The sequence below is a fragment of the Streptomyces sp. NPDC048254 genome, assembly GCF_043201895.1.
GTDB lineage: Bacteria > Actinomycetota > Actinomycetes > Streptomycetales > Streptomycetaceae > Streptomyces.
Genome location: NZ_JBICZJ010000032.1, coordinates 17,338 through 30,676 on the forward strand (window position 1 = coordinate 17,338; position 13,339 = coordinate 30,676).

Consider the following 13,339-nt stretch of genomic DNA (forward strand, 5'->3'; position numbering starts at 1 on the left):
CATGGCCGACAAAGAGCGTGACAACAACCACGAAGAGAGTTCGGGTCTGGACCTGCTCCGCGAACAGGTCGTCGACTACCTCGGTGCTCAGGTGGGACATCTCGCCGACAAGGCAGGGGACAAGTTGGGGGATGTCACCGACCGCCTTCTCGACTCGGCCGAGGGCGGGGGCGGGGGCGGGGGAATGCTCGCCGGTGTCGGCGGTCGGATGCTCCAGGGCGACTCCCCGCTGAAGGCATTCGCGGGTCAGAAGGCCAAGGGGCTCAAGGACAACGTGATGGGCAAGGTCAAGAGCATCTTCGGCGGAGGGGGTGGTGGCAAGGCCGGCAGCACCAAGGTCATGAACATCATCGAAGTGCTCGACGTGGGTGTCCCGATCCGCACGGCGTACAACTACTGGAGCCAGTACGACGAGTTCAGCGGCTTTACCAAGGGCGTACGCAGTGTGTCCAAGAACGACGAGGTCGCCAGCACCTGGAAGGTGAAGGTCGGTCCGTCGACCCGCGGCTGGAAGGCATCGGTCGAGGAGCAGGTGCCGGACGAACGCATCGTGTGGAGCTCCGAGGGCGCGAAAGGCACCACCCACGGCTGTGTCAGCTTCCACGAAATCACGCCCGACCTGACGCGCATCGTGCTCGTCGTCGAGTACTACCCCTCGGGCTTCTTCGAGAAGACCGGCAACCTGTGGCGTGCTCAAGGCCGCCGCCTGCGGCTGGACTTCAAGAACTTCCAGCGTTACGTCACGTTCGCCGACGAGGAAGTCGAGGGCTGGCGGGGGGAGATCCGCGACGGCGAGGTGGTCCGCAGCCACGAGGAGGCACTGGAAGAGGAGGAAGCGGCAGGGGAGGCCGAGGACCAGGAGGAGTACGACGAAGAAGAGGACGGGGAGGCACCCGAAGAAGAAGAGGAAGCGGACGAAGAGGATGAAGGGGATGAAGAGGAGGAAGACGAGGAGTACGACGAAGAGGAGCCAGAGGGCGAGTACGACGAGGAGGCCGACGAGAACAAGCGGTGACGCGGCTCACCCCTCGGCGGGGTTCAGATCCGTTGGGCACGGTGGAGGAGGGTGTGCAGTCCGTAGGGCCGTAGCGCTGCTCGGGCGGCGTTCGCGCCGGGAGCTCCGTGGACTCCTCCGCCGGGGTGGGCGGCCGCGGAGGCGAGGTAGAGGCCCTTGACGGGGGTCTCGGGTCGGCCGGTGCCGGGGACGGGGCGGAAGACGGCCTGCTGGTGCAGGGCGGTGGTGCCGTTGTTGATGGCGCCGTTGTGGAGGTTCTCGTTCATGGCCTGGAGGGTGCTGGGGGCCAGGATCCGGCGGGCGAGGATCCGGGCGCGGAAGCCGGGCGCGAACCGCTCCACCTGGGCCTCGACACGGTTCGCCATGGCTTCCTGTTCGCGGGCGTCCCAGCGGCCGGTGATGCGGTCGGGGCCGGCGTCGGAGGTGATCCGCTGCGGGACATGGGTGTAGGCCCACGCCGACTCCGTGCCGGCGGGTGAGCGGCTGGGATCCGCCGTGGTCATCTGCCCGAACAGGGCGAACGGCTCCTCGGGGACCTGTCCCATGGCGATCTGCGAGGCGAACCGGGTCAGGCTGTCCATGCCGTCGGCCAGGTGGACCGTTCCGGCGCCGGAGGCCTGCGGGGCCGTCCACGGCACCGGGCCGGTCAGCGCCCAGTCGACCTTGAAGGTCGCGAAGTCCCACTGGAAGCGTTCCAGGTCCCGCAGGATGCGGGAGGGAAGGTGTTCCGCGCCCACGAGCTCCCGGTACAGGGCCGGCGCCGACGTGTCCGCGAGCACGGCGCGGCGCGCGCCGACGGTGTCGCCGCCGGCCGTCCTGACGCCCACCGCCCTGCCGCCCCGTACGACGACGGACACGGCGCGCTCCCCGCACCGCAGGACGCCGCCGCGGCGCCGCAGCCGGCTCACGAGCGCCGCGGTCAGGGCGCCCGCCCCGCCGACGGGGACCGGGAAGCCGTGGCTCTGTCCGAGCATCGACATCAGCCAGCCGAATCCGCCGCTGCCCACCGCCTCGGGCGCCAGGTCGGCGTGCAGGGCGTTCCCGGCCAGCAGGAGCCGTCCCCCCTCGCCCCGGAACTCCTCGTCGCCCAGGCGGCGCACCGGGAGGGCGAGGTTCCGGGCCAGCCGCAGTCCGCCCGCGGCCCGGAACCTCGCCGCCAGACGGAGCCCGGAGCGCACCGGCGGGAAAGGCGTGAACATGGCCTGTACGAGGTCCTGCCCGACCCGGCTCCATGCCTCGTACATGTCCCGCCAGGCATCGCCGTCACCCGACGCGAACGTGTCCAGCCCCGCTGCGGTGTCCTGCACCCGGCGCTCCAGCACGGCGCATCTCCCGTCCCTGAGCGGGTGGGCCAGCACGCGGGGGGCGTGGCTCCATCGCAGTCCCTCCGCGGCGAGATCCAGGCGGGCGAGGACCGGGGACACGGCGGCCAGCGGGTAGAAGGCGCTGAAAAGATCGGAGACGTAGTCGGGGTGGACACCGCGATCGCTGCGCACGGCGCCGCCGGGCTCCTGCTGCGCCTCCAGGACTTCCACGCTCCACCCGGCATCGGCCAGCAGATTGGCCGCCACCAGCCCGTTGGGACCGGCGCCGATCACCACCGCGTCAGGCATGACCGGCCCCGGCGTGACACTGCTCGGCAGGATCCCGTTCCACGAGCCTGGCGAGAGGGGCCAGCATGCCCCGGTGCCGCAGCAGCAACAGCGCTTCACTCGCACTGCTGTGCAGGGTGCCTCCCAGGCCGCGCAGGGGGTGTTCGTCGCAGATGACGAGGGTTTCCTCCTCGCCCCACGGCCTGAGCTGGAGGAAGATCCTCGCCGTGCCCAGCGGCTTGAACGAGGCTTCCAGTTCCAGCTCGCTTCCGGACTCCGGATGGCGGACCGTCGTCACCCCGTCGCCCGACCAGGGACCCAGCCGCACGGTGCAGCGGAGCCTGGATCCGACAGCAGGCCAGGTCTGGTCGAGTGGCACGGAGCTGGTGGGCCCCACCACCCACTCCTCGTGACACGTCGGATCGGCCAGCACCGCCCATACCGCGTTCGGGGGACGCCGGATCAGCCGATGGTGGACGGCCACGGAGGAGCCCTTTCTGCGGGAACGGACGATGTCTCACACAGCCGCGTCACGCGGCACCGGCAGCGCCTGCCCGTGTTCGCACCGACGCCCGCACAGGGCGGGAGCACTCGGGGACGGCTGCCGTCTTCATCCGCCATGCGGTGTCACGGCCATGGTGCGCGCACTCGCATGCCCTCGCATCTCACCCGGGCCGGATCAGAGTACGGCGCGGCGCCCACCGGGATTTTACTGCCCCGTACGGGGTACTCGGGATAGGTGCAGGATTTTCCCACGGGCCTAGGAGAGTGAACGAAATGGCCGGAGGGCAAAAGGCGAAAGGCAAGATGGAAGAGACGACGGGAAAGGCCAAGGAGACGGTCGGCCGTACCGTGGGCAACGAGCGGATGGCAGCCGAAGGCCAGGCCAAGAAATCGAAGGGTGCGGCCCGTCAGGCCAAGGAGAAGACGAAGGACGTTTTCAAGCACTGACAAGGCAGCTGCTGAGCGGGATCCCATTTCGGGGATCCCGCTCCTTGCTCTTCCCTTGCTCTTCTGCGGCGAGTGGGGCGACCGCACCGACAAGTTCACGGACGCTCATCGGGGTGTCGTCGCCCTCTCACAGGTCAAGAACGGTCTTCCGTCCCGTCACCGCTTCGTCGTGAGCCGCAGGTCGACCTCCTGCTCCTGGTCGCCCGACGCCGTGCCCCGCTCGTCCACGGCGAACGCGACACCCAAGGCTGCACGAAGCTGATCCACGGCGACGTAGCCGCCCTGCAACGTCGCGGAGACCGAGCCCTCCAGAGGGATCGGATCGGTCGGGATCCACTCCTGCGTCGGCTCGAACTCCGCGGTCCATACAACGGAGTGGCCGCCCGGCTGGTCCTCGGGCACGTCGTCGGAGGAACGGTCGGTCGGGAACGCGGTCCGCAGGACGCCGAAGACGGCGGCAGCGTCCTCCTTGGACGCTCCGGCGAGAGACACGGTGGCCATCAGGCTCACTCTCCTTGCATAGGACGGAACGGGGATGATCAGACCCGCCCGCTCACGGTGCCGGCACACGGCCCGTCTCGTGGCGACGGTCGGGGGCGTCCCTTTCAGCGTCAAAGACGGGTACCCCGATGGCCGGAGTCGATGCCGACCTCGACGTCCGGCCTGCTCGTGGTAGCCGGGGTCACCGGCGTGCTTGTCCGCGCGAACAACGAGGAAGTCCGCCCGGTCTTTCTGTGGGCGCCCCGCGGGCGTTGCCGAGCCCCGGTAAGGCACAAGGGCACGAGTCATCGGCCGCGCAGCATCATGACGACAGCGACGACGACGATAATGAGGACGACGGTACCCAGGCCTATATACACGAGTTTCCCTTTCCTTACGAGAGTCGGCACCCATCGGTGCCACGGAGAGCCGGGTACCCCCGTCAGGACCTTTCAGCCCACTCCGGCGCACCGTGCCCCAGGGCGCTGAGCCGACCTGTACGCACCGAAGCCCGCGAAGCGGCAAACTGTCGAACAGCGCCGCACCGACGATATAACTGGCGAACCGTCAAGCAAGTCAGCAAAGGGTCAGCACGGGGCCGACCGAACATGGCGGCGGACGGCCACGGGCGCACCTGGGCCAACCGCCGCGAAAGCAGTACTGACCTGGGATAACACCAGCTCGCAGGGGAGCTGGCAAAGTGAGGGGCGAGCCATGTTCTACTACCTGCTCAAGTACGTACTTCTGGGGCCGCTGCTACGGCTGGTGTTCCGGCCCCGGATCGACGGTCTGGAACATGTGCCCGCTTCGGGCCCGGCCATCGTCGCCGGCAACCATCTCTCCTTCGCCGACCACTTCCTGATGCCGGCCGTCCTCAAGCGGCGGATCACCTTCCTCGCCAAGGCCGAGTACTTCACGGGTCCGGGCGTGCGGGGCCGGCTGACCGCGTTCTTCTTCCGCAGCGCCGGGCAGATCCCGGTGGACCGCTCGGGCAAGGAGGCCGGTCAGGCCGCGATCCGGGAGGGGCTCGGGGTGCTGAGCAGGGGCGAGTTGCTCGGCATCTATCCGGAGGGCACACGCTCGCACGACGGCCGGCTCTACAAGGGCAAGGTCGGCGTGGCCGTGATGGCGCTGCGGGCCGGTGTCCCGGTGATCCCCTGCGCGATGATCGGCACCTTCGAGGCGCAGCCACCCGGCAAGGTCATCCCGAACATCCACCCCGTCGTGATCCGCTTCGGCAAGCCCCTCGAATTCTCCCGCTACGCAGGCATGGAGAACGAGAAGGCGGTCCTGCGCGCGATCACCGACGAGATCATGTACGCCATCCTGACCCTCTCCGAGCAGGAGTACGTCGACGAGTACGCGGCCGTCGTCAAGGCCGGGCAGGCGGCGGCGAAGGGCGCACGGGAGCGCAAGTTCCCGCGGGCGCCGTTGAGCTGACGTCGTACGGCCGAGGGGCGGCGGGAGTGTTCCCGCCGCCCCTCGTCGCCGTTCCGGAGGGATTACGGCTGCGGTGTCGCGTGCGGCGTGCAGGTGACGTCCGCGCCGTCCAGCTTCCCGGTGAGCAGGTAGGTGTCGACACGGCTGTTGATGCACGGGTTGACCAGGCCGGTCACACCGTGCGAGCCGGCGCCCTGCTCGGTGATGAGACGCGAGCCCTTGAAGCGCTTGTGCAGGTCGACGGCGCCCGGGTAGGGGGTGGCGGCGTCACGCGTGGACTGCACGATCAGCACCGGCGGCAGGCCCTTGTGGGTGGTGACCTCCACCGAGGTCTGCTGCTTGACCGGCCAGGTGGCGCACGGCAGGTTCATCCATGCGTTGGCCCAGGTCATGAAGGGGTACTGCTTGTTGAGCTCGGTGTTGTCGCGGTCCCACTTCTTCCAGCTGGTGGGCCACTTGGCGTCGGTGCACTCGACCGCGGTGTAGACGGCGTTGCCGTTCTCCGAGCTGATGTTGCCGGCGGTGTCGGTCAGGTCCGGGGCGGCCGCGTCGACCAGCGCCTGGGTGTCACCCGCGAAGTACTTGCTGAACACCGTGGCGACCGGGACCCACGAGGAGTCGTAGTACGGCGCACTCTGGAAGAAGGAGATCAGCTCGGCCGGTCCGACGACCCCGCCGATCGGGTTCGCCTTGGCGGTGGCGCGCAACTGGAGCCACTTGGCCTGGACGGCGTCCCGCGTGGTCCCCAGGTGGAAGGCGGAGTCGTGTGCGGCGACCCAGTCCTCCCAGTCCTTCCAGCGGCCCTCGAAGGCCACGTCCTGGCCCAGGTTGGCCTCGTACCAGATGTTCTCGCGCGACGGGTTGACGACGCTGTCGACGATCATCCGGCGGACGTGCCCCGGGAACAGCGTCCCGTACACGGCACCGAGGTAGGTGCCGTAGGAGACACCGAGGTAGTTGAGCTTCTTCTCGCCGAGCGCGGCCCGGATGACGTCCAGGTCGCGGGCGGTGTTGGCGGTGGTCATCTGCCGGAGCATCGGCCGGCCGGTGCGCTCGGCACAGCCCTTCGCGTACTCCTTGGCGAGCTTGCGCTGCGCGGTCTTGTCCGCCTCGGTGTCCGGCACCGGGTCGGCCTTGGGGGCCTTCACGAACTCCTGCGGGTCCTCGCAGGAGATGGGTGCCGAGTGGCCGACACCGCGCGGGTCGAAGCCCACGAAGTCGTACGCCTTCGAGGTGTTGACCCACAGGGGGTTCTTGGTGGTGACCCGGAGCGGGAAGCGCATTCCCGAGCCGCCCGGGCCGCCGGGGTTGTAGACGAGCGCGCCCTGGCGCTCCGCCTTCGTCCCCGTGCTGCCTATTCGGTCGACGGCCAGCTTGATCTGCTTGCCGTAGGGCTTCGCGTAGTCGAGCGGCACGCTGACCCAGCCGCACTGGACAGGCTTCGTCAGGGCCCAGTCGGCGGGGCAGTCCGCCCAGTCGATCCCCGCCTTGGCGGCACGCGCGGCGGCGACGGCCGCGCCCTGCTGCTCGCGGTCCTGGCCGTGCCGGGCCTCGGCGCCGGACGCGGGGGCCGCGAGCGCACCGGTGATCAGGCTCGCGGTGACGAGCGCCCCGGCCGTACCGAACGCCAGTCCCCGGCTCCTCGATCTGAAGTTGTCCCTCAAGTGGGCCCCTCCCCGTACTTGGTTACGAATAGTCAGGGGAGATCCTTCCGGCTGTGAGCCTCCTGAGAACAGGGTGCGGCAGCCGTCTTTACCAATCCGATAACCGGACGATCACGTCCCGCTGAGCGGATCAGCCGCCGAGGTGGCCCAACGCCTCGTCCAGCACCCGCCGAAGCCGCAGAGCATCGCCGGCCAGCGCAGTCACCAGTGCGGCGGGCCCGGCGAGCGGGGTGAGCGCCGCGCCCTCCCCCAGCATCCGCGCCGCCACCGGACGCGCCGCGAACTCCGGCCGTACGACGACGAGTTGCCCCACCGCGCGATGCCCCGCCAGCACAGCGGGCCCGTCCCAGCCGCCGGGCGCCCCGGGCCCGCAGGCCAGCTCCTGGTCGAGGAGCGCCTTGCCGGCCACGCGCACCGTGAGCCGACTGGTGAGCCGCCCGGGCTCCTCCCCCGCCCGCCCGAGCACCTGCTCCTCCCGCAACACCAGCCGGCCGCCCGCCCCGACGTCGACGCGGGTGGAGACGTACAGATCGCTCGCCTTGGCCGAGATCAACTGCTCGGGCAGCCAGCGCAGTTCGGCGCCGTCGGCGACATCGAGCCGCACGTCGTACCGGGCCTCGCCCTTCAGCTGCCCCGGCAGCGCGATGGTCGCCGCGGCAGATCCGACGGACAGCCGGGCCGCCTCCTCCGCCCGGGCCTCGATCCCGAACCGGTCCCCGCCGAGCGGCCCGCTCATCGCCCCGACGATCATCACCCGGGCCTCGGCCCCGCTCCCCCGGGTACGCCGCAGCGCGAGCGGCCCCTCCCCCTCCAGCACGGGAAGCGAGGTACCGCCCCGCCCGTCGCCCCGGGCGACGATCCGTGCCTGCGCGCGTACCCCGGTGGCGGTCATGCCGTCCATGCGGTGAGCCGCTCCCGCACCCACCGGGCGACGTCCCCGACCCCGGGCTCGCTGCGCAACGACTGGAAGACGACGGGCAGTTCGGCCCGCTGCGCCTTCGCGTCGGCGGCCATCCGCGCGAGGTCCGACCCCACGTGGGGGGCCAGGTCGGTCTTGTTGACGATGAGCAGGTCGGCCGTGGTGACACCGGGACCGCCCTTGCGCGGAATGTCATCGCCTCCGGCCACGTCGATCACGAAGATCTGCGCGTCCACGAGCCCCTTCGAGAAGGTGGCCGTGAGGTTGTCGCCGCCCGACTCGACGAGGATCAGATCCAGCGGCCCGACCTCGTCCTCCAGATCCTCCACGGCTTCGAGGTTGGCCGAGATGTCGTCCCGGATCGCGGTGTGCGGACAGGCACCCGTCTCGACGGCGGTGATCCGCTCGGGCGGCAGCACCGCCTCCCGCAGCAGGAACTCGGCGTCCTCACGCGTGTAGATGTCATTGGTGACGACGGCGAGGGACAACTCGTCGCGCAGGGCCCGGCAGAGGGCGGCGACGGTAGCGGTCTTGCCGGACCCGACGGGCCCGCCGAGCCCTATGCGCAGGGCACGCCGGGACCCGTCGGGACGACGGGCGTCGGCGCTGACGGCGGCGGGGCCGTGGTGGTGATCGTGGTCGAGATGCATGTGCGGCTCCCTGTGAATGCGTGGCCTTCTGAACGGCCTGTTCTGCGACTTCCAGCCCTACGAAGCGAACAACCGCACCGCCCACCCCGCATGCCACTCCGCCCCGATCTCCAGCAACGGCGCCGACCCGGCGGGCAGTTCGTCCGCCCCACCCCCCGCGGCCGCCCGCCGCGCCGCCTCCACCGCCCGGTCCACCACCCGGTCCACCTCGGGCGCCAGCCGGGCCAGCGCCCTCGTCGCCTCGAACGGGTCCAGACTCAGCAATCGCACCACCGCCGTGGCCGGCCCGCTCACGCACTCGTACGCCGCGCAGTAGGCCGCGTCCTCGGCCGAGAGCCCCGCGGCCCTGGCCACCATCCCCAACACCACCGGCTGATGGGCCCCCTTGGGGAACTCCCTTGCCAGGGCGTCGAGTTCGGTACCCGGCCAGGTCGCCCGCGCGGCCCGCAGCAGCTGCCGCCCGAGCCTGCGAGCGACCCCCCGCAGCGCGGGCGACGGCGTCCGCGCGTCGGCCGCCGCGTCCAACTCCTTTACCTCCACACCGAGTACCGCGGCCGCGGCGAGCGCGCCCGCCACCAGCCCGGCCGTGTGCAACCGCCCCCGGCAGAACTCCTCCAGGGTCGCCGCTCCGGTGATCCGCCCGGCCTTGACGGCGGCCTCCGCCCCGCCGGAGTGCGCGTGCCCTCCGGCGGGAAAACGGCCGTCGGCCAGTACCAGCAACGCTGCCCGAGACATCAGGAACCCCTGCTCTCAGAACAGGAAGTAGCGCTGGGCCATGGGCAGTTCGGCGGCCGGTGCCGCCTCGACCAGCTCTCCGTCGATGTACACGGCGAAGCTGTCGGGGTCGACCCGCACCCTCGGACGCGCGTCGTTCTCCCGCATGTCCGCCTTGGTCACCGCACGGGTCGACTCGATGGCGACGAACCGCTTCCCGAGCTGCAACCGCTCCGGCAGCCCGTCCTCGACGGCGAGCGGGGCGACGAAGTTGAAGGAGTTGGCGGCCGGCGCCCGTCCGATCGCCCCGTACATGGGGCGCGGCAGAATCGGCTGGGGCGTCGGGATCGACGCGTTGGCGTCGCCCATCTGCGCATAGGCGATCTGGCCGCCCTTGAGGACGAGGTGCGGCTTGACCCCGAAGAACGCGGGCTCCCACAGCACGAGGTCGGCGAGCTTGCCGCTCTCGACGGACCCGATCTCACGGGCGAGCCCCTGGGCGAGCGCCGGGTTGATCGTGTACTTGGCGACATAGCGCCGTACCCGGTGGTTGTCGGCCCGTCCGTCGCCCGGCAGCGCGCCGCGCCTCCGCTTCATCACGTGCGCGGTCTGCCAGGTCCGCAGGATCACCTCGCCGACCCGCCCCATGGCCTGCGCGTCGGACGAGATGATGGAGATCGCACCGAGATCGTGAAGGACGTCCTCGGCCCCGATGGTCGACGGCCGGATCCGTGATTCGGCGAAGGCCAGGTCCTCCGGCACCGCCGGGTTCAGGTGGTGGCACACCATCAGCATGTCGAGGTGTTCCTCGGCGGTGTTCACGGTGTACGGCCGCGTCGGATTCGTCGAACTCGGCAGTACGTGCGGCTCGGAGACGACCGTCATGATGTCCGGCGCGTGCCCGCCGCCCGCGCCCTCGGTGTGGTACGCGTGGATCCCGCGCCCGCCGATCGCCGCGAGGGTGTCACCGACGAACCCGGCCTCGTTCAACGTGTCCGTGTGGATGGCCACTTGGATGCCGGTGCGGTCCGCGACGGTGAGGGCCGCGTCGATGACCGCCGGGGTGGACCCCCAGTCCTCGTGCAGCTTCAGCCCCAGTGCCCCGCCCCGGATCTGCGAGAGCATCGCCTCGTGCGAGACGGTGTTGCCCTTGCCGAGGAACCCGATGTTGAGCGGGTACTGCTCCATCGCCGCCAGCATCCGGGCGAGGTGCCACGGCCCCGGGGTCACGGTGGTGGCCTTGGAGCCCTCGGCCGGTCCGGTGCCACCGCCCACCAGCGTGGTGATCCCCGCCGCCAGCGCCTCGTCGGCGATCTGAGGGCAGATGAAGTGGACGTGTGCGTCGACGCCGCCGGCGGTCAGGATGCGCCCGTTGCCGGCGATGACCTCGGTCTCGGGGCCGATCACCAGGTCCGGGTGGACCCCGTCCATGGTGTCGGGATTGCCCGCCTTGCCGATGCCGGTGATCCGGCCGTCGCGGATGCCGACGTCGGCCTTGACGATGCCCCAGTGGTCGATGATCACCGCGCCGGTGACGATCGTGTCGGGGGTGCCTTCTGCGCGCGTAGCGCGCGACTGGCCCATGGACTCGCGGATGACCTTGCCGCCGCCGAAGACGGCCTCGTCACCGGCGAGCCCGGGCCCGCCGGAACGGTCCTCCTCGATCTCCACGATCAGGTCGGTGTCGGCGAGCCGGATCCGGTCACCGGTCGTTGGTCCGAACAGGTCCGCGTAGGCGGCGCGGGAGATCTCAGGCATCGAGGGCACCTCCGGTCTCCCCGCGCAGCCCGGGTACGACACGGGCCCCGGCGAGGGGGACGAGTTCGACGTCGACGGGGATGCCGGGCTCGAAGCGGACGGCGGTGCCGGCGGCGACGTTCAGCCGCTTTCCGCGCGCGGCACCCCGGTCGAACTCCAGTCCGGGGTTGGCCTCGGCGAAGTGGTAGTGGGAGCCGACCTGGACGGGCCGGTCGGCGGCGTTGAGGACGGTCATCCGGGTGATGTCGCGGCCCTCGTTGTACACGATGGGCTCGTCGGCGAAGAGGATCTCTCCGGGAATCATCGGCGGCCCCCTCAGACGATCGGGTCGTGGACGGTGACGAGCTTGGTGCCGTCCGGGAAGGTCGCCTCGACCTGGACGTCGTGGATCATCTCGGGGATGCCCTCCATGACGTCGTCCCTGGTGAGGAGCTTGCGTCCGGAGGCCATGAGTTCGGCGACGGTACGGCCGTCACGGGCGCCTTCGAGGATGTGCGACGTGATGAGGGCGACCGCTTCGGGGTGGTTCAGCTTCAGCCCGCGGGCCCGGCGCTTCTCGGCCACGTCGGCCGCCACATGGATCAGCAGCCTCTCTTGCTCGTGCGGGGTCAGTTGCACGTCCCACCTCACAGTCCTCGCTCCGGACCGTGCGGGGTCCGGTTGCCGCAGCCACCGCGACAGACCGGGCTCAGGAACCCGATCCGGATACGAAAACCCCTGGTGGCGTGGATCGGCAGGCTAGTTTGCCGTCGTTTCGACGACGTTAACCGGACCTTGATCATCTGATGACCGGTGCATGAGGCGAGTCCCGGCGCACGGCGCGCACCACCAGCACCGGCGTTCGCCGCCCCGCCGCTCACTCAGGGGCGCGCGATCGAGCGGGCCTCGGCACTCGACCCGACCGACCCGCGCGAAGGACCGGGACGGTGACCTTCACGACGGTCGGCGGCCGCGACGAACGGATCGTGCCGCCTCTCGCCGGCGAGTCCGCGCCCGTACGGGTGAAAGCCCCGTCACCGGGCACCGCCGGCACACTCGCCGGCCCTCCCCCGGACGCTTCCGGGGGAGGGCCGATGTCCTATCGGGGGCTAGGAGCCCGCGGCGCCCCGGTGTTCGGCCGCGATGCCGAAGCGGCCGCGCTCCGGGCGTACGGCGGCGCTCTCGCGGACCGTGGAGACCGCGCTGACCACCTGGTCCTCGGCGGATTCCGAGAGCTCTTCGAGGCGTTCGAGGTCGGCGGCGGAGACGAGGGCGACCAGAGGCTTGCCGTGCCGCGTCACGACGACACGCTCACCGCCGTACACCACCCGGTTGATCAGTTCGGCGAGCTCAGCCCTGGCTTGCGTCACCGGAATCTCGTAGGCCATGCCCCCAGCTTACGGGGCACCTCGGACATCACATCTTGTTCGGCCTCAGCGGAATCCCCTCGCGACACCCTCCCAAGGTTCTGTACGTCCTGTACGTTTCTTACGGAGAGTCCGGCCGCTGAGACAGCTCAGCCGCGAGGAGGGGTAACGCCATGACCCGACCGTCCGCCCGCTATGTCCTGCCCGAGTTCACCGAACGCACCAGCAGCGGGACGCGCACCCTGGATCCGTACTCGAAGCTGCTGGAGGAGCGGATCGTCTTCCTCGGCGCGCCCGTCGACGAGATCTCGGCCAACGACGTGATGGCGCAGTTCATGTACCTGGAGCACGCGGCTCCGGAGCGGGACATCTCGCTGTACATCAACTCGCCGGGCGGCTCGTTCAGCGCGATGGCCGCGATCTACGACACCGTCCAGTACGTCACCTGCGACGTGGAGACGATCTGCCTGGGGCAGGCCGGGGCGTCGGCCGCGGTGCTGCTCGCGGCGGGCACGCCGGGCAAGCGGTCCGTGCTGCCGGGTGCGCGCATCGTGCTCCAGCAGCCGTCGCTGCCGCAGCCGGTACAGGGCCAGCCGAGTGATCTGGCCATCCAGGCGGCGGAGTTGGACCGGATCCGCGCACTGCTCGAGGAGCTGCTCGTCCGGCACACCGGGCGGACACCGGCCCAGGTCAACCAGGACCTGGAGCGGGATCTGATGCTGGACGCGCCGGCGGCACTGGCGTACGGCCTGGTGGACCGGATCGTACCCAGCCGCAGGACCTCGCTCGGCCTGCCGGACGCGGGGTGAG

15 protein-coding genes are annotated in these 13,339 nt (G+C 70.4%); 4 read left to right on the forward strand and 11 right to left on the reverse strand.

What is annotated here, in order from left to right; all coding sequences use genetic code 11:
* The first annotated feature begins 1 nt into the window (after position 1).
* The gene (locus ACGFZQ_RS48985; RefSeq protein WP_393845994.1) at positions 2-1,015 is read left to right on the forward strand and encodes an SRPBCC family protein; all 1,014 of its coding nucleotides are present in this window, start codon (positions 2-4) and stop codon (positions 1,013-1,015) included.
* A gap of 23 nt (positions 1,016-1,038) precedes the next feature.
* Here the strand turns inward: ACGFZQ_RS48985 and ACGFZQ_RS48990 are convergent, their stop codons facing one another.
* Both ACGFZQ_RS48990 and ACGFZQ_RS48995 read right to left on the reverse strand, forming a co-directional pair.
* Positions 1,039-2,628, reverse strand: coding sequence for a phytoene desaturase family protein (locus ACGFZQ_RS48990; RefSeq protein WP_393845995.1), 1,590 nt, complete (start codon positions 2,626-2,628; stop codon positions 1,039-1,041).
* Complete coding sequence (locus ACGFZQ_RS48995; RefSeq protein ID WP_393845996.1) at positions 2,621-3,091, reverse strand: SRPBCC family protein; 471 nt, start codon at positions 3,089-3,091, stop codon at positions 2,621-2,623. Before ACGFZQ_RS48995 ends, ACGFZQ_RS48990 begins: the two co-directional genes overlap by 8 nt.
* Positions 3,092-3,384: 293 nt before the next feature.
* Between ACGFZQ_RS48995 and ACGFZQ_RS49000 the strand changes: the two genes are divergently transcribed.
* The gene (locus tag ACGFZQ_RS49000; RefSeq protein ID WP_351733769.1) at positions 3,385-3,558 is read left to right on the forward strand and encodes a CsbD family protein; all 174 of its coding nucleotides are present in this window, start codon (positions 3,385-3,387) and stop codon (positions 3,556-3,558) included.
* Positions 3,559-3,714: 156 nt separating this feature from the next.
* Here ACGFZQ_RS49000 and ACGFZQ_RS49005 read toward each other — a convergent pair whose 3' ends face one another.
* Complete coding sequence (locus ACGFZQ_RS49005) at positions 3,715-4,059, reverse strand: hypothetical protein (protein WP_393845997.1); 345 nt, start codon at positions 4,057-4,059, stop codon at positions 3,715-3,717.
* A 693-nt stretch (positions 4,060-4,752) separates the two neighbouring features.
* On the opposite strand from ACGFZQ_RS49005, the gene ACGFZQ_RS49010 reads away from it, so the two are divergent.
* Positions 4,753-5,478: a lysophospholipid acyltransferase family protein gene (locus ACGFZQ_RS49010; protein ID WP_393845998.1), complete on the forward strand. Its 726-nt coding sequence runs from the start codon at positions 4,753-4,755 to the stop codon at positions 5,476-5,478.
* 62 nt (positions 5,479-5,540) lie between these two features.
* On the opposite strand, the gene ACGFZQ_RS49015 is transcribed toward ACGFZQ_RS49010, so the two are convergent.
* From ACGFZQ_RS49015 to ACGFZQ_RS49050, 8 genes are all read right to left on the reverse strand, one after another.
* A complete protein-coding gene (locus ACGFZQ_RS49015; RefSeq protein ID WP_393846038.1) occupies positions 5,541-7,109 on the reverse strand; it encodes an alpha/beta hydrolase in 1,569 nt (522 codons plus the stop codon).
* A 163-nt stretch (positions 7,110-7,272) separates the two neighbouring features.
* A complete protein-coding gene (locus tag ACGFZQ_RS49020; RefSeq protein WP_393846039.1) occupies positions 7,273-8,034 on the reverse strand; it encodes an urease accessory protein UreD in 762 nt (253 codons plus the stop codon).
* Positions 8,031-8,711: an urease accessory protein UreG gene (gene ureG / locus ACGFZQ_RS49025; protein ID WP_382530452.1), complete on the reverse strand. Its 681-nt coding sequence runs from the start codon at positions 8,709-8,711 to the stop codon at positions 8,031-8,033. The genes ACGFZQ_RS49020 and ureG overlap by 4 nt, the downstream gene beginning before the upstream one ends.
* 57 nt (positions 8,712-8,768) lie before the next feature.
* Positions 8,769-9,446, reverse strand: coding sequence for an urease accessory protein UreF (locus tag ACGFZQ_RS49030; protein WP_393845999.1), 678 nt, complete (start codon positions 9,444-9,446; stop codon positions 8,769-8,771).
* A gap of 15 nt (positions 9,447-9,461) precedes the next feature.
* Complete coding sequence (locus ACGFZQ_RS49035) at positions 9,462-11,183, reverse strand: urease subunit alpha (protein ID WP_393846000.1); 1,722 nt, start codon at positions 11,181-11,183, stop codon at positions 9,462-9,464.
* On the reverse strand, positions 11,176-11,487 hold the full coding sequence (locus ACGFZQ_RS49040) for an urease subunit beta (protein WP_351698298.1): 312 nt from the start codon (positions 11,485-11,487) through the stop codon (positions 11,176-11,178). The genes ACGFZQ_RS49035 and ACGFZQ_RS49040 overlap by 8 nt, the downstream gene beginning before the upstream one ends.
* An 11-nt stretch (positions 11,488-11,498) precedes the next feature.
* A complete protein-coding gene (locus ACGFZQ_RS49045) occupies positions 11,499-11,801 on the reverse strand; it encodes an urease subunit gamma (RefSeq protein WP_010355509.1) in 303 nt (100 codons plus the stop codon).
* Between the two features lie 470 nt (positions 11,802-12,271).
* Complete coding sequence (locus tag ACGFZQ_RS49050) at positions 12,272-12,550, reverse strand: type II toxin-antitoxin system Phd/YefM family antitoxin (RefSeq protein ID WP_393846001.1); 279 nt, start codon at positions 12,548-12,550, stop codon at positions 12,272-12,274.
* Between the two features lie 152 nt (positions 12,551-12,702).
* Here ACGFZQ_RS49050 and ACGFZQ_RS49055 point away from each other — a divergent pair, with 152 nt between their 5' ends.
* Positions 12,703-13,338, forward strand: a complete 636-nt coding sequence (locus tag ACGFZQ_RS49055) for an ATP-dependent Clp protease proteolytic subunit (protein WP_393846002.1) — start codon at positions 12,703-12,705, stop codon at positions 13,336-13,338.
* Position 13,339: the final 1 nt, after the last annotated feature.